Genomic DNA, 22718 nt, shown 5'->3' with positions numbered 1-22718 from the left:
GGAATGACGGTACCGCACGATTTATAAATCGACCGGCCAATTACTATCCAAGCGCTGACGTTGAAGATCAACAGTATGAACATGCGCCTTAACGAAGGGCACCAATTCTATCGTTTTACCGCCGCGCGCTGTTAACGTAGGCGTGAAGTGGTTATCAGAATCAAGGGAACCGCACTCTACTTGCAAAATCGCATGGGCGCCATTCTCAAAAACATCAACCACTTTGCCCAGTAGCGCAGGCTGACCATCGTGTTCGCCGTAAAGCACACAGCCGATAAGATCGACCCAGTAATACTCTTCCGTGGCGGACTCGGGAAAACTTGCCCGCGACACCCACACCGTATGCGCCTTCAGCGCCTCAGCCTGGTCACGGTTAGTAAAACCGTCAAATAAAGCCACAACTGTGCCGCTATGCAGGCGCGACTGCTCTACCGAAAAAGGCAATACAGATGAAAAAACGCCCTCCTTTTTTGCATTAGGATTGGGCGCCTTTAACCACCACTGCTTAACTGCACGTAATGTTTCGCCACCAGCCGCGTGTGGTTGAATTTTAACCCAACCACGCACACCATAAGCTGAGGCTACACGCCCAAGTTCAACAAGATCGTCTGGAACAGCGGGCATTAAAACTCTGACTAAATGATATGGCGAACACTACGGGGTAGCACTTAAGCTGCTGCGTTTACAACTTTAGCGTACTCTTTAACGAGACGAGTAACGGCTGGCGACATTTGCGCACCCTTCTCTGTCCAGTATTCAATACGATCGAGTTGCAGGCGTAGGTTTTCTTGGTTCTCACCACCTACGGGGTTGTAGAAGCCCAGACGCTCAATAAAACGACCATCACGACGATCGCTACGGTTGGCGGCTACTACAGTGTAAAACGGACGCTTTTTCGAGCCACCACGGGCCAGGCGAATTACCACCATTGATAATCCCTTTTTTGTTAGGTAAAAGTGTAAAACGAAAGATTTTACCACCATCTAGGTGCGAACGGTAATTTAACTTCGTTCGCGATGGTAATAAACACGAATAAAAACAACATAAATAGGAAAAGAAGCTAGCGTCTTTGCAAAAAATGCACGGTAACGCCGTCACTCTCTTCTTGCTTAAGCAAGGTGTTTCCTGTTTGCCGCGCAAACGCCTGAAAATCAGTGATTGCGTGCGTATCAGTGGTTAACACCTTTAGGACTTGCCCACTTTCAATTTGAGAAAGTGCCTTTTTGGCACGTAAAATTGGAAGTGGGCACTTCAAGCCCGAAGCGTTAACTTCGAGCTGAAATTCTATGGTTTCAAGATTAGTCATGATCTTACCCGCCTGCGAGTCGCTGTTCGACCCAGCTTTGCACGGAGGCTAAGGCTCCCGGCAACGCGGCAGGGTCAGACCCTCCACCCATCGCCATATCAGGCCGACCGCCGCCCTTACCGCCCACTTGAACGGCCACATGGGACACCAAGTCACCTGCCTTAACCTGAGCGGTCAGAGATTTGCTCACGCCACCCACAAGACTAATTTTATCATCAGCGCTGGTGCTCAGTAACACAACGGCTGTTTGAAGCTTATCTTTAAGTTGATCTACCATTGTACGCAAAGACCGCGCCTCTACCCCTGGCAAATCGGCAACCAATAACTGCACGCCGCCTTCAAGGGTGATGGCTTGCTCTCCCAAGCTCTGCCCCGCCGAGGACGCCAGTTTATCTTTAAGCTGATCACGTTCGCGTTCGATGTCGCGTAACTGAGACTGCAACAACGCAATACGCGAAACCACCGCATCAGGCTGCGTCTTTAACAATGATGCAGCACCGAGCAAGGTGCTATGGGTCGCCAACACCCAATTCAATGCGTTCTCTCCGGTAATCGCTTCGACTCGGCGAACTCCCGCTGCGACACCGCCTTCGGAAACGATCTTAAACAGACCAATATCACCTGTTCTTCTAACGTGCGTACCACCACAAAGCTCGCGAGAAAAACCAATATCTAACACCCGAACTTCATCACCGTATTTCTCGCCGAACAGAGCAACCGCACCACCAGCAACCGCATCGTCGTATGACATCATTTGCGTTGCGACATCGTTATTCGCCAACACCTCGCTATTAACAATACGCTCTACCTCAGCTATTTGTTCGGCGGTCATGGCGCTGTCATGGGCAAAGTCAAAACGAGTCTTTTGCGCATCAACCAATGAGCCTCGTTGCTGCACATGCTCGCCTAACACTTGGCGTAGCGCCTTGTGCATCAAGTGTGTGGCTGAGTGGTTACGTATGGTCTTCTGACGCAAATCAGCGTCGACCTGAGCGCTAACAGCGTCGCCTACCGATAACGAACCATTTTGCAGCTGACCTTGATGGCCGAACACGTTAGCTTGAATTTTTTGCGTATCGTTAACACTGAAGAGCATCGCCTCGTTACGCAACACCCCAGCATCACCGGCTTGCCCGCCGGACTCGGCATAAAACGGTGTGACATCCAACACGACAATCGCCTCTTGCTCTGCCTGTATTGAGTCAACCGATAGGCCATCCACGTACAATGCAGTGACCGTGGCCGGTGTCTGTAAGCTTTCGTACCCCTCAAAACGGGTATCAACGCCTTTATAAGATAAATCGTCTACGTTTGCTTTAAACTTACCCGCTGCGCGCGCTTGATCGCGTTGACGCTGCATGGCCTGTTCAAAACCGTCAAGGTCAACCGCCACCTCTCGCTCTCTACAAATATCAGCGGTCAGGTCAACAGGAAAGCCATAAGTATCGTAGAGCGTAAATAAAGTCTGCCCATCAAGGGGTTGGCCAGACTCTAGTTCGGATAGGGCCGCATCCAGAATTTTTATGCCGTGCTCAAGGGTTTCAATAAAACGTTCTTCTTCCTGCTTTAACACTTGCTCAATACGCACTTGCTGTTGAGCTAGCTCAGGGTAAGCCTCACCCATCTGGGCCACCAAATCGGCAGTCAAACGATAGAAGAAAGGCTTGGTTTGCCCGAGCTTATGACCGTGACGCAATGCGCGACGAATAATTCTACGCAAAACATAGCCACGCCCTTCGTTGCCTGGAATCACACCATCGACAATTAAAAACCCACATGCGCGGATATGATCTGCAATGACCTTCAGGGAGTTATTGTTTAAATCCGAGCAATGCGTTTCGCGGCCGGCTGCACTAATCAGCGCCTGAAAAAGGTCAATTTGATAGTTAGAATGCACATGCTGAAGCACTGCCGCAATACGCTCTAAACCCATGCCAGTGTCCACACAAGGGCGCGGCAACGGATTCATGACGCCATCGGCAGAGCGATCGAACTGCATGAACACTAGGTTCCAGATTTCAATATAACGGTCGCCATCTTCTTCAGGAGACCCAGGTGGCCCACCCCACACTTCTGGGCCATGATCGTAGAAGATCTCTGAACATGGGCCACAGGGCCCTGTGTCGGCCATTTGCCAGAAGTTATCGGAGGCATAACGTGCGCCGTGATTATCACCAATGCGTACGATTCGTTCGGCAGGTACGCCGATTTCATTGCACCAGATATCGTAAGCCTCGTCATCCTCTTGATACACAGTGACCCAAAGTTTGTCTGCTGGCAAACCATATACCGAGGTCAACAATTCCCAAGAGTACTGTATTGCTTCGCGCTTAAAGTAATCACCGAAGCTAAAGTTTCCGAGCATTTCGAAAAAGGTATGGTGTCGCGCCGTGTAACCAACGTTTTCGAGATCGTTATGTTTACCACCTGCTCGCACACATCGCTGTGATGAAACAGCGCGATGGTAAGGACGGGTTTCTTTTCCGGTAAAGACATCCTTAAACTGCACCATGCCCGCATTGGTAAAGAGCAAGGTGGGATCATTCCCAGGCACCAGCGAAGCTGAAGGCACAATCTGATGAGCACGAGACTCAAAGAAAGAAAGAAACTTCTGACGTATTTCGGATGTCTTCATTGAAAGCAACGAGATAAAAATAATTAACCACTTATTATAGTGATAGATAGCCACTAAGCCTAACGATAGGCATACACGATGTGCTATTACGACATCAATAACAAATTAAGGGCCTTTGGTGTACGCCAAAAGCCCTTAATAAAACCACCACCAAACTTTCTATTTATTAGCACCCTGATAAGGATTGTGCTGCGCCCAGTGCTTAGCAATATCTACGCGACGGGCAACCCAAACCTGCTCGTGGCCTTGGATGTAGTCTAAGAAACGCTGTAAACCCTTAAAGCGCGAGGGACGACCAATAAGACGGCAGTGCAACCCTATCGATAACATTTTCGGGCGTTCAGCGCCTTCTTCGTACAGCACATCGAAGGCGTCTTTTAAGAAATGGTAAAAATGATCGCCGGTGTTGAAGCCCTGGGGCGTAGCAAAGCGCATGTCATTCGTATCTAAGGTGTAAGGTACGATAAGCTGCGGTTTAATCGTACCGTCAGATAGCGTTACCTCGTCCCAAAACGGTAAGTCATCGCCATAGTTATCGGAGTCGTAAAGGAAATTACCATTCTCTGCCACCAAACGACGGGTGTTAGGGCTATCTCGACCTGTATACCAACCTTCGGGATGATGCCCAGTGAGCTTCTTAATAATTTCAACACAGCGCTCCATGTGCTCAAGCTCAAGGCTCTCTGGCTTATCTTGGTAGTGAATCCAGCGATAACCATGGCACGCAATTTCGTGGCCTAGATCAACAAAGGCCTGCGCAACCTCGGGGTGACGTTCTAACGCCATACCCACGCCAAAAACTGTCAACGGTAAATCGCGACGCTCAAACTCGCGCAAAATACGCCATACTCCGGCACGAGAACCATACTCGTAAATGGATTCCATAGACTTATGTCTATCGGGATAGGCCGCGGCGCCAACAATTTCAGACAAAAACTGCTCTGACGCGGGATCACCATGCAAAACACAGTTTTCCCCACCCTCTTCATAATTCAGCACAAACTGTACGGCGATACGTGCTTTATTTGGCCAATTCGCATGCGGAACATTGCGGCCATAACCTACGAGGTCTCGCGGGTAATGGGTATTGCTAGACATAAGGTCTCCTAAATACGCTGAACGCTAAAAGCCTGCCATGGGTCTTGCTGGGTTTCGTCGTTCAAGTCATTAATACGGTGCTCACAAGCTTCTAAATGATGCGTCATGGCTTGTAACGCCCCTTCTTTATCGTAACGACTAAGAAAATTCAATATTTCTTCGTGCTCGAAGAACGAACAGGCGCGTTCTCCGGGCGTATCGTGGTAAGCAATAATGAGCGAAGTACGAGCACAAAGCATATGCATGAGCTCAGTCAGTACGTCATTATTTAATAATCGGGCCATCTCGACGTGGAAAGCATTCGATAAACGAATCCAGCTTATACGTTTTCCGGTCTCGAATGCATGGCGTTCTCGGGCTACCATGTCATAGAGCGTTTGCAGTTTTTCGCGTAAATCGGACAGCCTAAGTAATTTTTCGACGATTAAGCATTCGACATCGCGACGAAGCTCAAAGATATCTTCTGTTTCTTTGGGGTCAGGCTTCCAGACGAAAGCACCTCGATTCGTCTCTATACTGACAATTTTGTCATGTGCCAAAGCCGCCAACGCTCCGCGCACCACTGTGCGCGAACAGGAAAAAACGTCACATAGCGTAGTTTCAGTAAGTTTTGTGCCGGGTAGTAAACGCCGATCCATCACAGCGTCAAATATTTCGCTGTAAACACGGCCTACATCCGAATCTGGCTTACTGCCTTCGAGTAACGAAGATGCTGATGGCGCATCAGTATCTAGGTGGCTATTGCCATACTGATTAATCTGGAGCATGAAATATCCTCGTCATAAACCTTGACAATTATTGGATATCCGAACAAAATCGTCAACATAAATTGTCAACAATTTGAATTTGGGGCAAATCCCAGCGCACTGATCCTTGCACCGCTTGCCCCACGGCCGGTTCCCAAAACTGGGCTCGCTGGAATTTTCTTGTATTCACGGAAACCAAAAACCGGAGACACACATGGGAAAACTCTCTACCCACGTTCTTGATACTACACACGGCCGTCCAGCCCAAGGCGTTAAAATTGAACTGTATGTTCTTAAAGACGGCGCCCGTACTCTTATTAAAAAAGAGCAAACCAATAGCGATGGCCGTTGCGATGAGCCCTTGCTACAAGGTAATGACGTACGCAAAGGTACCTACGAGCTAGTCTTTCACGCTGGTGATTACTTTGCCGATAAAGGGCTTGATCTCCCCGAACCACGATTTGTTGACCAAGTCTCCATCCACTTCGGCATTAACGAAGACGGTGGCAGCTATCACGTCCCACTCGTTGTAACACCCTGGTCATGGTCTACCTACCGCGGTAGCTAATTCCAATATCAACCTCCTCAAAAAACGTAAAAACAATATCTGATATCAGAATATAAGGATAATCATGGAAGCGTATTTATTGGAATTTGCCAACCTCTTGCTGCGTTGGCTTCACGTCATCGCCGCAGTGGCCTGGATTGGTGAATCCGTTTATTTCGTTATGCTGGACCGCAGCTTACGCGCGCCCAAAGGCGAAGAAAGCATCAAACGCGGTGTGTTTGGTGAAATGTGGGCTGTACACGGTGGTGGTTTTTATCACAATCAAAAGTACTTAACTAACCCTGCTGAGCTTCCCGACGACCTACACTGGTCTTTCTGGAAGTCGTACACCACGTGGCTGTCTGGTTTCGCCCTGTTCGTTTTACTGTATATGGCAAAACCGACGTTCTATTTGGTCAACCCAAATAGTCCTTGGGAATGGGCAGCCAGCATGAGCGGTACCGAGGCAAACATCGCTGCAATTTTATTCTTAATTGCCGGCTGGGTTGTCTATAACGAGCTCTGTAAACGTATCAGTCCAAACATGGATCGCGACGGAATCCTCAGTGTTGCCGTAGCCGTCATGATGGTTTTGGTTGCCTACCTTAGCACGCAGATTTTCTCAGGCCGTGCTGCCTTCTTGATCACTGGTGCTGTGATGGCAACCAGCATGTCGGCCAACGTGTTTTTCTGGATTATTCCAGGACAACGACGCATGGTCGCTGATCTTAAAGCAGGTCGTACACCCAATCCGCTAGATGGTAAGCGTGGTACACAGCGCTCGGTACACAATACTTACTTCACCTTGCCTGTGGTGTTACTGATGCTCAGTAATCACTACTCCTTTACTTATAATAGTCCGTACGCATGGATTATTATGTCCCTCTTTATTTTCTCTGGCGCCCTCATTCGCCAGTACTTTGTATTACTCCATACTGGACAAAACAAACTGGGCTACCCAGTAGCCGGTGTATTGCTTCTCGTCATTATTGGTTGGTTAGCAGCACCAGCACCTCGTGCGGTCACAGCAGCCGATGCCGGTGAAACGGCGGTGAGCATACAACAAGTACAAGAGATCATGGACGCACGCTGCATTCAGTGTCATGCGGTCTCGCCAGAGGGCTTCGGCTTCACAGCACCACCGCTAGGCATGCTGCTAGACAGTGAAGACCAAACGCTGTTGCACGCTGCTGAAGTGAAAAAAGTCACCGAGAATCACTACATGCCCTTAGGTAACGTGACGCAAATGACAGAAGAAGAACGTGAAACGATTAGAGCCTGGAGTGGTGTAGCTGAGTAATTTTCAGCCTTAAGCACAACCTATACTTCTAAACTTTTTCTTTACACCCAAAAGCAACCATCTGCTTTTGGGTGTTTTTTATTGCCTTACGGTCTACACGCATACGTTAGGTAGGTGTCTGCCGGCGTGGTACCACTAATCGCAATTAACGCCTTTTGATAACCCACCGGACAAGTACATGCATTCGTATAGGGATTCGCGGTATTGCCCACCACCGGATGTGAGCACTGGCCATTAGGGTTTAGCGTGTAAGTGCCACCTGCAAAGGTATCCATACTGCGCCACACTTTCTGTGTGCTACAGATCAACAGGCTATTCGCTTGAGCATTTCTGCTAATCAAGCCTGAGGTTTGACACGAACTATTCTGCTCATGAGAGCCAACAAGCTGTAGTCCACCAACGGTTGACGCAACCCCTTCAACCTGCAGCCCTCCCCCCACGCTGACATGGTTTTGAAAATCCGGGTTTCGCTCGTCTCCCACGCGCAAATAATCTAATCCGAGCGTGTTAGGCGTAATAATCCATGCCACACTACCCGCAGGAAGCGCTGCCATGGTTGATTGAGGCGGATTCGCTATCTCGGTATTCACTGCACTAATGAAATGTGGCCGTTGAGCAGTGACAATAGCACCTTCTGCATTCGTGCTTAAGCGCCAATAGGCAAAGTCATGGTTGCTTTTTACCGCCTCAGGGGCCCAAATCAAACCATACATTGCACACACAGATGAAGAGCATGAGCTATTAGCAAAAGCCTGCAGCTTGACCTTGTACCGCTGCGCAGTGGCTAAAGGAAAATCATGTGTCAGGTAACCCGCCAGCTTTAACTCTGAAACAGTAGGTGCCAATGGATACGCTACCCCCATCACTTGGTACCCACTTTGATTAAGCAAGGTGCCATGATCGCTAAGGTAAGAATGAAAGGCTTGATGCACCGAGCGCATCCATAACGCTAAGCCTTGAATACGCAGCTCAGCATTACGATGGTTAAACGCAGACACCGTGTACACAACGATAAGCATCACCACACTTAACACCACCGCCAACTCGATAATTAACGCCCCCTCCTGCCCCCGTTTCGTGCGCCGAGGCTGAATAAAAGTGGATAAAAACGAGCGCAAGAAGAAATGACTGATCCGCCCTCTCGGGCGGATCAGAAGCATGGCTTTATGCATCACGATTAACCAGCAATAAAACTAAAGGTGTTCACATTACCTCGTCCACAAGCCGCTCTGGCCGTTAACGCGTTGTAGCTGGTTCCATCGCCTTTAACCACTGCTGCCGCGCCAGACCCGGACGCAATCTCGATATGATGACTTACCCGCTGTAAAACCGAGGCAATACCGGGGCACGCGGCATGGTGCACTTTATCAAGGACCAATCGATATCGCTCGCCTTGCTCTACCGCCTGTAATGTAATTTGCCCGTCCTTACCGAGGCCGTGCAAAATACGTGTACTGCCTCCTTGGCCGCGTACATCAAGCACCCCGCTTTCGGTGACATAGTGAGCCAACGTATTCATATCAATATGCGTATAGGGATTTAGCGTAGAAGTGGGCGCGGCAATTTCGCTGTTCAGCATAAACCGAGCCAACTCCTCTGCCACTTTAGGCACACGATTTTCAACAACGTAGTTATTGATAGCGGGTACCGCGATAACAGCTAAGAGCAGAACGATCGCAGTCACTAACGACACCTCAATTAATGAGAAACCCTCTTGCCCTTTTGAGACCGGCAAACTCGCTCTGGACGGCTTCGACGTATGATTAACCTCGTTCAATAATGGTTGGGTCAGCAGTCTCTTATCACATATAAACATTTTCATTTATTCCTTTAAACACACACAGTAGGCATTAACGCCTTAACTTGAATGAAACAACAACAGTCCTGAACGCAACTCTTCAATGGCCAAAAAATGCCACAATCCTAATGACATCAACCCAAAAACACTTCCTATAAGCAGGCTCCACTTCAACACTTGGGCGTAGCGCCTAAAAATTGAAAGTAACTGCTGATGTAGGTGTGACGCCGTAGCCGCCAACCCCTGCTCTAAGCCCTGAGCCGACGTAATATCACTGAAATACCAAGCCTCGGACAGGCGGAGAAAACCGTCATTAAAAGCGACGTAGGGCGTGGCACCTTCTCGTAAACGCTGTCTAACTTGGTTTAGCCGCCACCGTAGCCAACCATTTCCGCCCGTTTCCACCGCATCCAAACTAACGCTGAGTCCCTGTGAAGCGCTTTGCACTTGCAGTAGTACGCTTAACAAGGCAAAAACCCGATATGAGTGATAAAGCCTGTAGCTACTCCACGGCTGACATAGGTCAAGATAATGCCGAACTCTTCCATGCAAACGAGAAAGGCTTAAGCGTAGAAGTATTACGAGGAAAAGACTCATGCTTAGCGCCACTACTCCTAAAGCACTGAGCTGTTCAGCAAATTGACGTAAGGCGATGCTGTAGGTGCCCAGATACATGTCGGGCAAGTCCCCAAAAGCGGAAAACAGTTGTGGAACGCTATACAACGGCACCACCGCTAACATGGCAATAAAAATGGAGATGGCTAACACTCCCGGTCCAGCCATTTCCAGAAGTGCTCGTTTTATCTGGCGTTTGGTTAACAGCACATCTGCCACTTGCTTAAATGTTGTGATTAAGGCTTGCTCTCCCTGAGACTGCGCTGATTTCAGTAACGCCAATGTTTCGGTGTCACAGCAATCAAACCATGTAGCGTATAAATCGCCTCCCGAATGTTCATAGCGCTGTGACCAACGAGCGGCTAATCGCCCACGCCAGTGCTTAGGGCCGTAACGGACCACATCAATCAGGAAGACATCACGTAGGGTGCGACTACCCTTTAACGCCGAGAGCATGTGATGCAGATAAGTAAAATACTCGACTTGTGCTGTCACAAAGCGTCGTCTGTCTGCTCTGCGACTAGGTTTCCAGCTTTGATGCTGGCTGGCTCGCACAGAAAACCTACCGGCTTGTAGCGTGCTTTGCAGTTTCCTAAACATGCTGGCCCCACCCGCCCATCCGCTGCTCAAGATCGAAGGCATCCACCAGCCCTGCATTGCTTTTCTCTAAGCCCACCTCAACCAAACTTCCCGAGACGTAATGCAAAGCCGTTTGGTGTTTGGGTGAGGAACGAACTCCTCTTTCTTTAAAATCCGAGATGCCGTATTGCGCAATACGACCTAACCAGTCTCTATTGGTATGAGGGTTTAAAATCTCAGCCACCACAGTGCGGCCAGCGTAACCATTTAAATCCGGTACGCTTTCACGTCTACACAAATCGCACCCCGTTGTGTTTCGCACTACGTTTTGTTTAATTACCCCACCTGCACGCTCAAAATCGTCAAGCCACAGTGCAAAACTGGCTTTATGCCGAGCTCGTACTGGCAGCCACGAAGGGTAATCTGTGAGCGACGACATGGGTACTGCACACCCTTCACATAGCGTCGATATCAACATCTGATGAATAAGTAACCTAAGGATGCCGGGCGCCGCCAACAACTGAGGAGACACACCGATAAAATCAGACGCTAAGCGCTGGGGGATTAATGCGGCCGAGCCTGCATGTACGGTGGAGTACACACGCACACCGGCCGACGCTAAATCACTAAAGGCTCGACCAGTTTCTTGATCTCGTATTTCGCCCAATAGTACATCTGTCATGGCAGAGCGCTTTAAGGCTCGTAGCTTTGAGGCAAAGCCATCGTGGCTGTCGACGGCTAAGTTACGGGACAACGAATTTTGTACCGCGTTAGGTATGCGTTGTTCTACAGGGTCTTCTACCGTAATGACTTTGCGCCATGGCGGTAGCGCAGCCACTAATGCGGCTAATGACGTCGACTTACCCGAACCCACCACCCCCGAGAAAATGACAGCGCCCCCATCTGCCAACATCGCCTGATCGATTTCTGATTGTTGGGCAGCGCTATAGCCCAAAGAAGAAATACAAGGCAGATGGGCCCCACCCTCATCCACCAGTAAACGTAAACAAACACTAGGGCCCGCTTCGGCAGCTAACGACGCCCAGCGCAGCACAACTTTTTTGTCTGCAATCTGACATTGCAAACTTCCTTGCTGTTCACGGTGAGTATCAAAAACAGCACCGTTACCACCGTCAATATTCATCCATGCTGCTGACAGCATCGCCTTCACCATCGATGTACTCATGCCCTGAAAATGAGTGGGTGTGATGTACCTACCGTCGATGGTGTAACGAATTTCAGAGTAAGGCTGCTCTAGCAAAACATTAATGTGTAGGTCGCTAGCGTTCTGTCCTACCCCCCACTCGACCAAGCTCAAGAAGACGGTATAGAGCTCACCTTGCTCCCAACCCCCATCGTCTTGAATGGTTCGAGATCGATGCTCTACCCCCTGCTGCAAGGGCTGAAGCAATCTGATCACCGAGAGCAACTGAGCCGGATTAAGGACATAGCGAGCGGGTGTTTCGAGGCGATAATTTGCGCTCACTATCAGACGTAAAATTTCATTTACGTACGCACTATCGGCGTAATCATGAGTACACAGAACCGCCACACGTTGGCTTTCCAGCACAACCGGAAAAATAGTGTGATGCAGTTCTTGTATACCTAGCTCATGACTTAGCCCTCGTTCAATTCTGGCACTTAACTCATGAAGCGCAGCGCGGGTCTCAATGATGACAAGTTCATCACCTACATGGGATTCAATAAACAACGCCTGCGGCTCAGCTAACTTTCTACGCTTTCGCATCCGGCCTAGCATTAAGGCTCTCCTTGACTTAAGGCTGAATGCAAACATTGCGTTACTTCGTACTGATGTTTTTTTAAGCTAACGCATTGCTCGTTAATCCCTGTCAATCGATACATATCTGCTCGCCCCACATGCCCGATCGGGAACTCTTTACCATGTAGATAGACTGTGGTTAACCCATTACGACGAAACTCCGCCATGAGTCGTTTACCCACCCCATAAATAGCAATGAGCTGAGGCTCTTCTTCCACGTTACCCATTGCTTCCCCCCTTATCGGGAGCTCATCCGCGTTAAGCGTTGGGCTGATCTCGCGGCGTAGCTGCTGCTGTTCTAATAGCAGTAGTTCCCGCACCTGCATCGCTTGAGCGTCGAACTCGTTGCTTTGAGTGGCTTTGACTGTGGGTACGATGAGCAAGCCACAAAACAAAAGACTCATCCCCCGATCTATCACGTCAAACCTCCTCATCGCTGTTCTCCACTTAAGCGAAATACCAATCGACTTTTCTGCGCAGACGAAGGCGCACTAGCTGCTACTTCAAGCTTGACTTGAGGATTCTTAAGCTCTTGCATGGCCTCACGCGCTAGCACAAGCGTTCGCAACGGCCCTTCAATTTGCACCTTTGACCCTGAGCCGAAACGACGGTTATCGAGACTACTCTTGTCATCGCGAGAATCAGTGTCTTGAAGCTGAAAAACCGAATACAAGGTTCCGTAGTTTTGCCGCAAGGCGCGTAGAGACCCTTTATTTTGAGTACCTTGCCCTGACAAATAGGCAGGCGCCGCATAGCGGATATAGCGATGAAACTCCACTTGTGAGTTGGAATGCGAAACCGTGTCCCATGCTGGTAGTTTTGGGGTATTTTCAAAGACTGCCCCTTCATCGAGGAGCAAGATAGCTGAGCAAGACCACGTTTTAATGTCAGCGATCACGCAATCGCTCATCGAAAGCTGCCAACCGTCGACACGCAACGGCAAACGTTGCCATTCCACTAACAGCGCTTCTAAAGCGTAAGAACTGCCTAAACGATCAACCGCCACCGAGACATTATTTTGTTCGCTTGAGACCTCAGGTTTAGGCCAGCTTGGTCCGGCTAACCATAAAAAGCCGCCAGCCAGCACGCCACAACTTAGTAAGCCCATCGGCCAAACGCGACGAGAAAAAAGGGGGTTTAACTGCGTAGCCGTTGAACAATAGGTCTGAAGCGAGTCGAGAAATTCATCACCGTTGTCGACGTAACGTACTCGCAATTGGGGACTGCTTTCACATAAGGCCTCGGCTGCTGCCCTTGCAGCCTCCAAATCTGCAAACTGTTGATCCCCTTTGACCAACACGGCACCATCACTTGCCGCCAGCAATAGCCAACGCCCGCAACCTAAGGTTAATACCACGGCCTGCGCCGTCTTCGCCGTCATGCTGGCAAAGCAAGCTGCTGCACTGTGGTGCGTCAGCAAACGTCGTTTCTCGATAGTCGATTGCTTAAGAACGCCAAAGCTCTTAAACGTCGACCCACATAACACTCCATGTGTGTACTCGTGTAGACGGGCCTCTCTCTGAAGACGCTTAACACCACCGAAACCCACGACGACTTGCCAGGACAAACCGGCATACAGCACACAGTCCGAACCCGTGTGCATCAAGAGCTTCTGGCGCATTACTCCACTCCCTCTTCCACCTGTGCTGTCAGTAAAATCACCGTTCTTAGCGACTTCGCTGCATGCTTGCTTGAGCCGCCAAACGCCAAAGACGCCCCTGGGTTTAACCGTCTTTCACCACCAACCTGTTCAGATCGATCGAAACCCGAAATCAGTAAGGGTTTACCGGGGTCTAAAATTACCTGCTGCACCATACCGGCGCCTTCAATCGTCAACTGTTGCACCTCTAACGCCTGATCCCCTCGGCCCACACCCACTGTGTTGAGTGGTTGAGCCGTTGTATTGTCATAAGCAACCGACAACATAATTTGCCCATCATCTAAGGCCTCTGGGATCAAGGTAAGTAAGGAGCCAACGGTCTGCTCGCGCTGGCTGATGGATATGGACGGCGTTGCGCTACCGGTGTAACTAACGGAAGGCGTGCTTTCTACACGATCGATGTAAGTGAATGTAGTGCGTAAGGCGTGGGTCACAGGGCGACGATTCAGTGTCAAGACGGGGACCGTATTACGTCTTACCACGGTGCCTAAAGTACTAATGGCTGATATCACTGCCTCGCTGCTTTGAAAAGAGCCTTGGCCTAATTGCAACCCCGAAACAAACGAACCACTCACCGCCTGCTGAGGAGAGAGTAGTGACCCTGACCAACGGGCGGCATTAAACAATACGCCCCAATTCATCGCCGTTTCGCTATCGTCTCGTAACTCGACAGTCAGTTCTTCAAACACGAGACGGACACGGCGACTTAAGTTTCGATTTTCTCGTTGCAAATAATGATCAACAGCATCCAATACTTCCGGAGTATCCACGACCAGCAACGTAGAACTACCGCCGGACAGCGCACTGACCTTTCCCATTTCAGTTAATAAGGTCTCTACTCTGGCGCGAACCACTTCCATGATTTCGTGATCGTTACTTTGTATTTGCGTGCCCGATTGGCTATTGAACCCTTCGTCTGATCTGCTGTTGGACCCCAGCGCAGCGTGCGCACTGGAACGCAATGACAGCCCTTTTAACTCAAAGAGACGAGAATCCACTTTATAGAACTCAATACCAGTGCCCAACTGCCTCCAATGGATATCCAATTGAGCGCAAATCCGATCCAGTATGGATGCTAAGGCTTCATCAATACCGTTTAACTGTATGGTCGCTAACTCTTGCGTAGCGTAACCGCCCCCTGCCCCAGCGCGACTGCTGCCCCTAATAAAACGAGACGAAGGTAGTAATGCTTCGGGTTGAATTCGAACAGGAATTTGCGTAGTGATAGCGATGCGCTCTGCTACTTCTTTTAGATTGAGCCGCTTGTCTCCGAACACCAAAGTCGTACGAATATGTTGGCGTAACGGCAAAGGCAAACGTAACTCTCGGGCCAAGGGCTGGGCCCGACCGACTACCCATGGCCGATCTACAAAAGGATCGGCCCCCTTATGCCTGTCATCAACCCGTTGGTAAAAGTCATGCTGCGTAGAACTAATATGAGTCGCTGCTTTTCCAGCTTGTTTATCGAGATCTTGCAATCTTTCATGAACGGTACACGCACTTAAGCAGCCAGCCATTACGGCAATATAAAATGCCCTCATGAAAGCCCCCCATCACTGATGGCGACTTTAGGGGCGCAAGACTGGGCCATACGAACAATGCGTAATACCTGATTCGAATAGAAACAAGGTTTGAGAGGATGGGTACCCAAATGCGTGCTGGCCACTACGGCCTGTACCGCTTCGGTAAACTCGCCTTGGATACTAAAGCTAGCGGTGATCGGTAAATCCACATCCACAGCCCAATGCTCAGCCTCAAATGTCCAGCCGCTACGTTGCGCCCAGCGTTGCAAGACAGCACGTAGATTTTGATCGCTAGCTTGCGCGGCAAAGGTGGGCAGTAGCGTTTTAACATCTGCCTCTACAACGGCTAATGCCTCAGCCGTGGCGCTAATTTCAGTAAATTTCAGTTCGGAACCTGATACCTCTTTCATCTCTGTCATTTGCAGAGACCCGGCAGACGAAGCGTGATCAACAGAAGCCGTGCCACGCTCGCTCGAAACCGTTGTGTTCAATATCGGAGCATGGTCATTCAGCATGGGGGCCGTAACGGCCACCCCCTCGTATGAAGCGTTAGGCTCAACGGTATGCGCTAGCGTCGATGCAATAAGCGGACGTATGAAATGTTCGGCCTCAGACAAAAACGCCCACGCGGATTGCCGCCCGTTTTGGAACTGTAGGGCCTTAGCCGTGGTATCAACGACCCAATAACGCCCTTGCGCTCGCGCATCTAACATTTCGGTGTGCGCTGCCCCTATTGAGAACACGACTGGTGGGGTTTGCGTCGACGGGTACTGCAGCCAAACTTGCGTTTCAGAGCTAAAAACATGCAACGGCGCCGCCTGCTGGTCACCCACCAAACTCCACTCGAAATTGAATTGATTCGACCCGTGGCTAGACGCCACTGAGCCCAATCCATCCCACCACGATGTATTATTTGGAGCAGCACATGCACTTAAAATAGCGCACGTTCCCAGCATTCCCCAGCGTAACCACATACCGTTATCCCAAAAAAATAGCACTCAATGAAATGTATTGAGTGCTATGTTCGGACAGTCTGGCGCTAGGCGCTAGACTGGGATGTACGCATGGAGACTCTTGTCGTTACTTCGTATTCACCAATTTATTCGCTTCAGTTGCGGCCAAACGTAATGCTGTGACAGCAGGTTGCTTGCCTTCTAACGCTGTGGTCAGTGTTTGATGAAACATAGCACGAATTTGGTGATAGTTATTCACCTTAAAGCCACGAGTGGTGTGCTCGGGGTTTTGTGCATAAGTCGCTACTAAACCTTGCCAATCACCCAGTTTTTTATAGTATTTCTCGTTCGTGCTGCTAAAGGCCTCTTTCGTTAACGGAAGATAGCCCGTTGCCTGATACCACGATGACGACACTGGGGTCGACGCTAACCACGTCATAAACTGGGTGGTGGCTTTGTCGTGCTCGGCGTTATGGCCTTTAGTCGCCCATAAGCCTGACCCGCTAACAAACGGACTTCCAGGTTGTGCCGTAACTTCCGGATAATACGGCAACCCTGCTACCGCATAACTGACCTTAGAATCATTACTTAGCTGCCCGATGTTACCCGAGTTCGATAAAAGTACCGCGCACTCACCATCGGCAAAACGGGTTACCGACTGAGGACCAAACTCGGGGCCCACCATAATTTCGCTGCGAACCCAACTAATCATCGTTGAGAGATGTCGGATGTAGAGGGTGTCGAACTCAAACCCCGCCTTCGCCTTTGGTCCTCCCGCGTAAAACTGCTTATTCACCGCAGCCAAGTTCTCTAAATTAATGGAAACAGGTTGGTCTGAGGTTAAGGGGCAGCGTCTGGAACCATTATTTGCCAAGGTAACAAGTTGAGCTTGGAGGTCGTGCCAAGCGCGAGCAGGTTCAGCTGGTATCAGATCCGCTTTCTTAAACGCATCGATGTTGTAAAACATGACAGGAATCTCTGCCATTAACGGCAACGCCACCATGCGACCTTTAGTGTCATGCATGAAGTTATTCGCTGCAGGCAAAAACCACTCGCTATTCTTAACAGAGGATTTCGCCATTAAGGTATGAATAGGCAACACATAAGGACGCTTAGCTACGTCATCTAAACCTGATGTTTCACCCATTTGAAATAAGTGAGGTCGAGCCTTATCAGCCGCAGCGCTTAATGCTTGATTAAGGGCTTTTTCGTCGTTAAAAGAGCGTAATTCAACCTTTGTGTCTTTCTGGCTTCGATTGAAGTCGGACACCAGTTTTTCAAAGGTTTTTTTGTTGTAGTCTGACAGCGAGTGCCAAACCTGCACATCTGTGGCAGCCCATACGGTAGAACTGACACCAAATAAAAATGTAGCTCCCACAATGGGTAGCAGCGCACGGGAGACAGATAAATAGTGGGGGGTCTTCATGATACGATTCAGCGCAAAAAAGGAAATTCTGCCTCTGGCTTACGCCCAGCGATAACATCCGCTAGTGCTTGCCCAGAGCCGGCCCCCAACGTCCAGCCCAAGGTTCCGTGCCCCGTATTTAAATAAAGGTTACGTATCTTGGTTTGGCCGATAAGGGGAATATTGGATGGCGTTGCAGGTCGCAAGCCAGCCCAAAACTGCACATTATCAAAATCGAGAGCACTTGGGAACAATTCTTGAGCGTGCTTCACAATTGAATTGCAACGTTTCGTGTTTAAAGCTCTTGAAAAGCCACTTAGCTCGGCTGTTCCCGCGACCCGTAGACGATTGCCAAATCGTGAGTACACTGTTTTATTAGCGGAGTCACTTAGGCTCACGTGCGGTGCAGCCTCGTCATTCACAATCGTAAACGTGGCCGAATACCCTTTTGCAGGATAAACGGGGCAAGAAACCCCCAAAGGAGCCACAAGCTTAGACGAATAAGCGCCAAGCGCAACGACAACCGCATCAACATCGAGCTCGCTGTAGCTACCGTCTGGCTCGATAAGCTCGACTCGTTTCACTTCCCCGCCTTCTGCTCGAAGCCGCGTGACTTGTGTCGAAAACTTAAAAACAGCGCCCCGCTCTTGTGCCCGTTGCGCTAGTTCACACGTAAAAGCATAGGCGTCACCAGACTCGTCATCGATGTTGTAGTCGCCCCCTGCAATATTGTCTTTGATCGACGACAGCGCAGGTTCTACAGCCACAATTTCATCGGGACTTAACAGCCGACGCTCTACGCCTAAATCTCGCATCGCATCGGCCATATCTTGCGCTTCATCAAAGCTTCGAGCGTCGCGGTAAAAGTGCAAAACGCCGCGCTGTACACAGTGATATTGGATGTTTAAGTCAGAACGCATGTGCTGCAGCGTTGAGCGACTAAATTCGGCCAAATTCACGAGAGCTCGTACGTTTGGCTCGAACCTTGAAGGCAGGCACTCTGCTAAAAACCTCGCCCCCCACGCCCATTGTTTAGGGTCCAGCGACGGTCTAAACCAAAGCGGTGCATTATCTTTAAGCAACCATCGCGCTAAGCGCCATGGTGCTTGCGGATTAGCCCATGGCTCGGCATAGGAGACGGATATCTGACCACCCGTCGCCCGCGATGTTTCTTGCGCTGGTCCCGGCTGCCGGTCGATAACAATCACCTCATGGCCATCGTTTTGTAACCACCATGCCGTAGACACGCCAATAATCCCACTGCCAAGCACCGCAATTTTCATCGTTATCTTCCTACTGGACACACATGCGAAGGTACTGTCACTTGTAATCTACCTTTTAACGCTTTTAGACGGCGTCAGCCTCAGAGGTGAACGCATCAGCGTAATAGGCTTCATCTGGCAGTTTACACTGGGCGACAAAGTCTTTACGGGCAGTCTCAACCATAATCGGCGCACCGCACGCATACACTTCGTAAGCGGAAAGATCTGGCAAGTCTTCCATAACAGCATGGTGCACAAAACCAGTGCGTCCCGTCCATGCATCCTCAGTCGTGGCTTCAGAAATTACCGGTACGTACGTAAAATTAGGAAGGCTTTTCGCCCATGATTGAGCAAGCTCGTGCATATAAATATCGTGAGGACGACGCCCTCCCCAATACAACGTAACTGGCCGCTCAATCCCCTTATTCTGCATCAATTCAACAATGGCTTTAATCGGGGCAAAACCCGTTCCACTCGCGAGCATGATGATGGGTTTATCACTGTCTTCACGTAAAAAGAACGAGCCCAACGGTGCTTCCACACGAAGGATTTCACGCTCTTTCATTTGCGTCTCACCCGCACCAAACACATGATCTGTAAACGCCCCGCCCTTTAAATGACGGATGTGTAATTCAGCAATATTTTCTTCATTGGGAGGCGTTGCCATGGAATAACTACGTCGGCGGCCATCCTTCAAAATAAACTCTAAATACTGTCCCGCGTAGTAATGAAAGGGATTTGCTGAGGGAAGCTGCAACGTCAATACGATGACATCATCGCTTAGTTTTTCAAGGCTAATCGCCCTTGCAGGCATCTTTCGCACTTCAATATCGCTAGCCACTTGCGCTTGCAAGGACTCGATCACCATGTCTGACTCGGGCTGAACCTGACACAGTAAGGTGTAGCCCTCAGCCAACTCATCAGGTTCTAATATCTGCTCTGGCGCATCACCCGCTTGAAAATGACCTTCAACCACTTTTGCCTTACACGAGGAACAGGCCCCATTTCGGCAACTGTGAGGCAAAAGAATTTTCGACGCTAAGGCGGCGTCCAACAATGTTTGTCCAGACTCTACAGGAAACGTTAAGCCTGAAGGCTGCACTGTAATCGTAAAACTCATAACATCTTTCATCTTATAAAATCGTTGTGCATGTCACTACTGCCCATGCTTTCGTAATTTACGCAAATAACAGGTGGCTACTCAACTCGTTGAATCAACGGTTTAGTAATTTTAGTGTCAAGCAACCTACCCTTGCGGGCTCGTTTTGCTCGGTAAATATCGAGGTCGATCAGAGACAACGTTTCTGTTATCTCTCGTCGACGATAAATACCCGTAATTTGCAATCCACCCGTCCCTATAGGCGCCCACTGAGCCAACCCATCGTCGGGATCAAGCCCCATCATGACCGTGCCTCGCCCGCCACCCGAAAGTTGGCGTAGCTCTGCAATATCCACCACAATAAAACGACCTTTTTTACTTAATAAGGCGACGGCAACATCCGTGTCGCGTAGCGCAAGAGGCTGTAATAAACGATCAGCTTCGGCCACGCTCACAAACTGCTTACCTGCCCGTTGACGAGTCGTCATGTCCGCTAAGGTCGTAATAAAGCCGTAACCACTATCAGCCCCTAATAGATAGCGCTGTGGGGCCGGACCAGCTATCACGTGCGACACCGGCGCTTTAGGACTGACATCAACCATGGCCGTAATTGGCTGTCCATCACCGCGACCTGAAGGGATACTCGCCGCTGCAACAGTATAGACTCGGCCATCTTTACCTATCGCTATGACATCTTCTGTACTGCGACACTCGAGTACGGTATTGAGCCCATCACCTGTTTTGAAGCTGAGGCTTTCTATTTCCACCCCGTGACCTTGACGTCGACGCAGCCAGCCTTTATTAGACACGATAATCGTGACGGGCTCATCGGCCACTTTGACTTCTAGCACAGCCCGTTCGGCCTCTTCAATCACCGTTCGACGTTCATCACCGTAGGTCTGCGCATCCGTTTCGATCTCTTTGATCATCATGCGCTTAAACGCCGCTTTGCTATCCAGTAGCTGCTGCAGCTTTTCTTGTTCTGCTCGTTGCTTATTCAGCTCTTGCTCGATCTTGAACCCTTCGAGACGAGCCAGTTGTCGCAAACGCATTTCAAGAATGTCTTCAGCCTGACGCTCGGAGAGCTTGAACCGATCCATTAGTGCCACACGTGGCTCGTCCGCCTCGCGAATCGTTTGAATCACGGCATCCACGTCAAGATAGACCACCATCCGCCCTTCCAGTATATGGATGCGATCTGAGGTTTTATCTAAGCGAAACTGAGTGCGCCTACGCAAGGTGTGACTACGAAACTGCAGCCATTCCTCTAGCATCGCACGCAACGTGCGTTGCCCCGGTCGCCCATCAATACCAATACTAACCAAGTTAATGGTGTTGTTGCCTTCCATCGCGGTTTGAGCAAGCAAAGTATTCACAAAGTCTTGGCGGTTAATACGACTACTTTTAGGCTCAAAAACCAATCGCACCGGAGCCTCTTTACCCGATTCATCACGTACCGTATCAAGTAACCCCAATAGCAATGCTCGAGTTTGTTGTTGCTCGGTCGTGAGTGCTTTACGCCCGGCGCGAACTCGCGGATTCGTTTTCTCTTCGATGTCTTCAAGGATTTTTTGGGTAGAGGTGCCAGGGGGTAGCTCTGTTACCACTAGCTGCCATTGGCCTCTGGCCATTTCTTCAAACACCCATCGAGCCCGCACTTTGATACTGCCTCGACCTGTGGAGTAAATTTGTGCTAATTCATCACGGCTGGAAATGATTTGCCCACCACCCGGAAAATCGGGCCCTGGCACAATATCAAACAACTCGCTATCGCTTAACGAAGGGTCTTTAATCAAGCTAACACACGCCCTCGCCACTTCCGTTAAGTTATGAGGCGGAATTTCGGTTGCCATGCCCACGGCAATACCGGATGCCCCATTTAAAAGCACAACGGGTAATCGTGCAGGCAACAGTAATGGCTCTTGCTGCGAACCGTCATAGTTGGCTGCAAAATCTACCGTTCCTTCATTTAACTCATCCAACAGTAAACGAGAAAAGGCGGTCAGACGAGCTTCCGTATAACGCATTGCGGCCGCGTTATCCCCATCACGCGAACCGAAGTTACCCTGACCATCTACCAATGGATACCGCAAGCTAAAGTCTTGTGCCATGCGAACCATGGCGTCATAAGCGGCTTGATCACCGTGCGGGTGATACTTACCTAATACGTCGCCCACGACGCGAGCGGATTTAACCGGTCTCGCCCCTGCCACCAAGCCCATGGCCTGCATGGCGTACAAAATGCGCCGTTGCACCGGTTTCTGCCCATCTGAAACGTCGGGAAGCGCGCGCCCCCGTACTACGGACACGGCATAATCTAAGTACGCCTGCTCGGCATACACACCTAAGCTTAAACCTTCATCACCGTCATCTTGTATAAACAGGCCGTTCTGTACGAAATCCATAATACCT

20 protein-coding genes are annotated in these 22718 nt (G+C 49.9%); 2 read left to right on the top strand and 18 right to left on the bottom strand.

Annotation, left to right across the window (positions count from 1 at the left end; translation table 11 throughout):
- Window positions 1-21: 21 nt before the first annotated feature.
- From rimM to AC2UZI_RS06505, 6 genes are all read right to left on the bottom strand, one after another.
- A complete protein-coding gene (gene rimM / locus AC2UZI_RS06530) occupies window positions 22-624 on the bottom strand; it encodes a ribosome maturation factor RimM (RefSeq protein WP_486943002.1) in 603 nt (200 codons plus the stop codon).
- A gap of 44 nt (window positions 625-668) precedes the next feature.
- A complete protein-coding gene (rpsP, locus tag AC2UZI_RS06525) occupies window positions 669-929 on the bottom strand; it encodes a 30S ribosomal protein S16 (RefSeq protein ID WP_486943001.1) in 261 nt (86 codons plus the stop codon).
- 131 nt (window positions 930-1060) lie between these two features.
- A complete protein-coding gene (locus AC2UZI_RS06520; protein ID WP_486943000.1) occupies window positions 1061-1306 on the bottom strand; it encodes a sulfurtransferase TusA family protein in 246 nt (81 codons plus the stop codon).
- Window positions 1307-1310: 4 nt separating this feature from the next.
- A complete protein-coding gene (alaS, locus tag AC2UZI_RS06515; protein WP_486942999.1) occupies window positions 1311-3941 on the bottom strand; it encodes an alanine--tRNA ligase in 2631 nt (876 codons plus the stop codon).
- 159 nt (window positions 3942-4100) lie between these two features.
- Entirely contained in the window at window positions 4101-5039 is a 939-nt protein-coding gene (gene puuE, locus AC2UZI_RS06510; protein WP_486942998.1) for an allantoinase PuuE, read from the bottom strand.
- Between the two features lie 8 nt (window positions 5040-5047).
- A complete protein-coding gene (locus AC2UZI_RS06505; protein WP_486942997.1) occupies window positions 5048-5806 on the bottom strand; it encodes a GntR family transcriptional regulator in 759 nt (252 codons plus the stop codon).
- A 193-nt stretch (window positions 5807-5999) separates the two neighbouring features.
- On the opposite strand from AC2UZI_RS06505, the gene uraH reads away from it, so the two are divergent.
- A complete protein-coding gene (gene uraH, locus AC2UZI_RS06500) occupies window positions 6000-6353 on the top strand; it encodes a hydroxyisourate hydrolase (protein WP_486942996.1) in 354 nt (117 codons plus the stop codon).
- Window positions 6354-6417: 64 nt separating this feature from the next.
- Window positions 6418-7632 (top strand): urate hydroxylase PuuD, encoded by a 1215-nt coding sequence (locus tag AC2UZI_RS06495; RefSeq protein ID WP_486942995.1) that lies wholly within the window; start codon window positions 6418-6420, stop codon window positions 7630-7632.
- Between the two features lie 86 nt (window positions 7633-7718).
- Here AC2UZI_RS06495 and AC2UZI_RS06490 read toward each other — a convergent pair whose 3' ends face one another.
- The 12 genes from AC2UZI_RS06490 to parC form a co-directional block, all read right to left on the bottom strand.
- Entirely contained in the window at window positions 7719-8792 is a 1074-nt protein-coding gene (locus tag AC2UZI_RS06490; RefSeq protein WP_486942994.1) for a type II secretion system protein, read from the bottom strand.
- A gap of 17 nt (window positions 8793-8809) precedes the next feature.
- Window positions 8810-9454, bottom strand: a complete 645-nt coding sequence (locus AC2UZI_RS06485; RefSeq protein WP_486942993.1) for a prepilin-type N-terminal cleavage/methylation domain-containing protein — start codon at window positions 9452-9454, stop codon at window positions 8810-8812.
- Window positions 9455-9490: 36 nt separating this feature from the next.
- Complete coding sequence (locus tag AC2UZI_RS06480) at window positions 9491-10645, bottom strand: type II secretion system F family protein (protein WP_486942992.1); 1155 nt, start codon at window positions 10643-10645, stop codon at window positions 9491-9493.
- Window positions 10638-12371, bottom strand: coding sequence for an ATPase, T2SS/T4P/T4SS family (locus tag AC2UZI_RS06475; RefSeq protein ID WP_486942991.1), 1734 nt, complete (start codon window positions 12369-12371; stop codon window positions 10638-10640). Before AC2UZI_RS06475 ends, AC2UZI_RS06480 begins: the two co-directional genes overlap by 8 nt.
- 11 nt (window positions 12372-12382) lie before the next feature.
- Window positions 12383-12808 carry a hypothetical protein gene (locus AC2UZI_RS06470; RefSeq protein WP_486942990.1) on the bottom strand — a complete coding sequence of 142 codons (426 nt, stop codon included), beginning with the start codon at window positions 12806-12808 and terminating at the stop codon, window positions 12383-12385.
- Between the two features lie 26 nt (window positions 12809-12834).
- Window positions 12835-14025, bottom strand: a complete 1191-nt coding sequence (locus AC2UZI_RS06465) for a hypothetical protein (RefSeq protein ID WP_486942989.1) — start codon at window positions 14023-14025, stop codon at window positions 12835-12837.
- Window positions 14025-15605: a type II secretion system protein GspD gene (locus AC2UZI_RS06460; protein ID WP_486942988.1), complete on the bottom strand. Its 1581-nt coding sequence runs from the start codon at window positions 15603-15605 to the stop codon at window positions 14025-14027. Before AC2UZI_RS06460 ends, AC2UZI_RS06465 begins: the two co-directional genes overlap by 1 nt.
- Complete coding sequence (locus AC2UZI_RS06455) at window positions 15602-16561, bottom strand: TrbG/VirB9 family P-type conjugative transfer protein (protein WP_486942987.1); 960 nt, start codon at window positions 16559-16561, stop codon at window positions 15602-15604. Before AC2UZI_RS06455 ends, AC2UZI_RS06460 begins: the two co-directional genes overlap by 4 nt.
- Before the next feature lie 106 nt (window positions 16562-16667).
- Entirely contained in the window at window positions 16668-17966 is a 1299-nt protein-coding gene (locus AC2UZI_RS06450; protein WP_486942986.1) for an extracellular solute-binding protein, read from the bottom strand.
- 8 nt (window positions 17967-17974) lie between these two features.
- Entirely contained in the window at window positions 17975-19228 is a 1254-nt protein-coding gene (locus AC2UZI_RS06445; RefSeq protein ID WP_486942985.1) for a D-amino acid dehydrogenase, read from the bottom strand.
- A 64-nt stretch (window positions 19229-19292) separates the two neighbouring features.
- Window positions 19293-20327 carry a CDP-6-deoxy-delta-3,4-glucoseen reductase gene (locus AC2UZI_RS06440; protein WP_486942984.1) on the bottom strand — a complete coding sequence of 345 codons (1035 nt, stop codon included), beginning with the start codon at window positions 20325-20327 and terminating at the stop codon, window positions 19293-19295.
- A 77-nt stretch (window positions 20328-20404) separates the two neighbouring features.
- Window positions 20405-22714: a DNA topoisomerase IV subunit A gene (gene parC, locus AC2UZI_RS06435; RefSeq protein ID WP_486943729.1), complete on the bottom strand. Its 2310-nt coding sequence runs from the start codon at window positions 22712-22714 to the stop codon at window positions 20405-20407.
- Between the last annotated feature and the right edge of the window lie 4 nt (window positions 22715-22718).

It is taken from the genome of Paenalcaligenes sp. DL 463 (assembly GCF_057475185.1).
Note: the sequence above shows the minus strand (reverse complement) of the source record. Positions and strands in the feature narration are given on the sequence as shown.

Bases quoted from the DNA above. Each gene is read 5' to 3' on its own strand.
- rimM (WP_486943002.1), bottom strand. From the start codon at position 624: ATGCCCGCTGTTCCAGACGATCTTGTTGAACTTGGGCGTGTAGCCTCA.
- rpsP (WP_486943001.1), bottom strand. From the start codon at position 929: ATGGTGGTAATTCGCCTGGCCCGTGGTGGCTCGAAAAAGCGTCCGTTT.
- AC2UZI_RS06520 (WP_486943000.1), bottom strand. From the start codon at position 1,306: ATGACTAATCTTGAAACCATAGAATTTCAGCTCGAAGTTAACGCTTCG.
- alaS (WP_486942999.1), bottom strand. From the start codon at position 3,941: ATGAAGACATCCGAAATACGTCAGAAGTTTCTTTCTTTCTTTGAGTCT.
- puuE (WP_486942998.1), bottom strand. From the start codon at position 5,039: ATGTCTAGCAATACCCATTACCCGCGAGACCTCGTAGGTTATGGCCGC.
- AC2UZI_RS06505 (WP_486942997.1), bottom strand. From the start codon at position 5,806: ATGCTCCAGATTAATCAGTATGGCAATAGCCACCTAGATACTGATGCG.
- uraH (WP_486942996.1), top strand. From the start codon at position 6,000: ATGGGAAAACTCTCTACCCACGTTCTTGATACTACACACGGCCGTCCA.
- AC2UZI_RS06495 (WP_486942995.1), top strand. From the start codon at position 6,418: ATGGAAGCGTATTTATTGGAATTTGCCAACCTCTTGCTGCGTTGGCTT.
- AC2UZI_RS06490 (WP_486942994.1), bottom strand. From the start codon at position 8,792: ATGCTTCTGATCCGCCCGAGAGGGCGGATCAGTCATTTCTTCTTGCGC.
- AC2UZI_RS06485 (WP_486942993.1), bottom strand. From the start codon at position 9,454: ATGAAAATGTTTATATGTGATAAGAGACTGCTGACCCAACCATTATTG.
- AC2UZI_RS06480 (WP_486942992.1), bottom strand. From the start codon at position 10,645: ATGTTTAGGAAACTGCAAAGCACGCTACAAGCCGGTAGGTTTTCTGTG.
- AC2UZI_RS06475 (WP_486942991.1), bottom strand. From the start codon at position 12,371: ATGCGAAAGCGTAGAAAGTTAGCTGAGCCGCAGGCGTTGTTTATTGAA.
- AC2UZI_RS06470 (WP_486942990.1), bottom strand. From the start codon at position 12,808: ATGAGTCTTTTGTTTTGTGGCTTGCTCATCGTACCCACAGTCAAAGCC.
- AC2UZI_RS06465 (WP_486942989.1), bottom strand. From the start codon at position 14,025: ATGCGCCAGAAGCTCTTGATGCACACGGGTTCGGACTGTGTGCTGTAT.
- AC2UZI_RS06460 (WP_486942988.1), bottom strand. From the start codon at position 15,605: ATGAGGGCATTTTATATTGCCGTAATGGCTGGCTGCTTAAGTGCGTGT.
- AC2UZI_RS06455 (WP_486942987.1), bottom strand. From the start codon at position 16,561: ATGTGGTTACGCTGGGGAATGCTGGGAACGTGCGCTATTTTAAGTGCA.
- AC2UZI_RS06450 (WP_486942986.1), bottom strand. From the start codon at position 17,966: ATGAAGACCCCCCACTATTTATCTGTCTCCCGTGCGCTGCTACCCATT.
- AC2UZI_RS06445 (WP_486942985.1), bottom strand. From the start codon at position 19,228: ATGAAAATTGCGGTGCTTGGCAGTGGGATTATTGGCGTGTCTACGGCA.
- AC2UZI_RS06440 (WP_486942984.1), bottom strand. From the start codon at position 20,327: ATGAGTTTTACGATTACAGTGCAGCCTTCAGGCTTAACGTTTCCTGTA.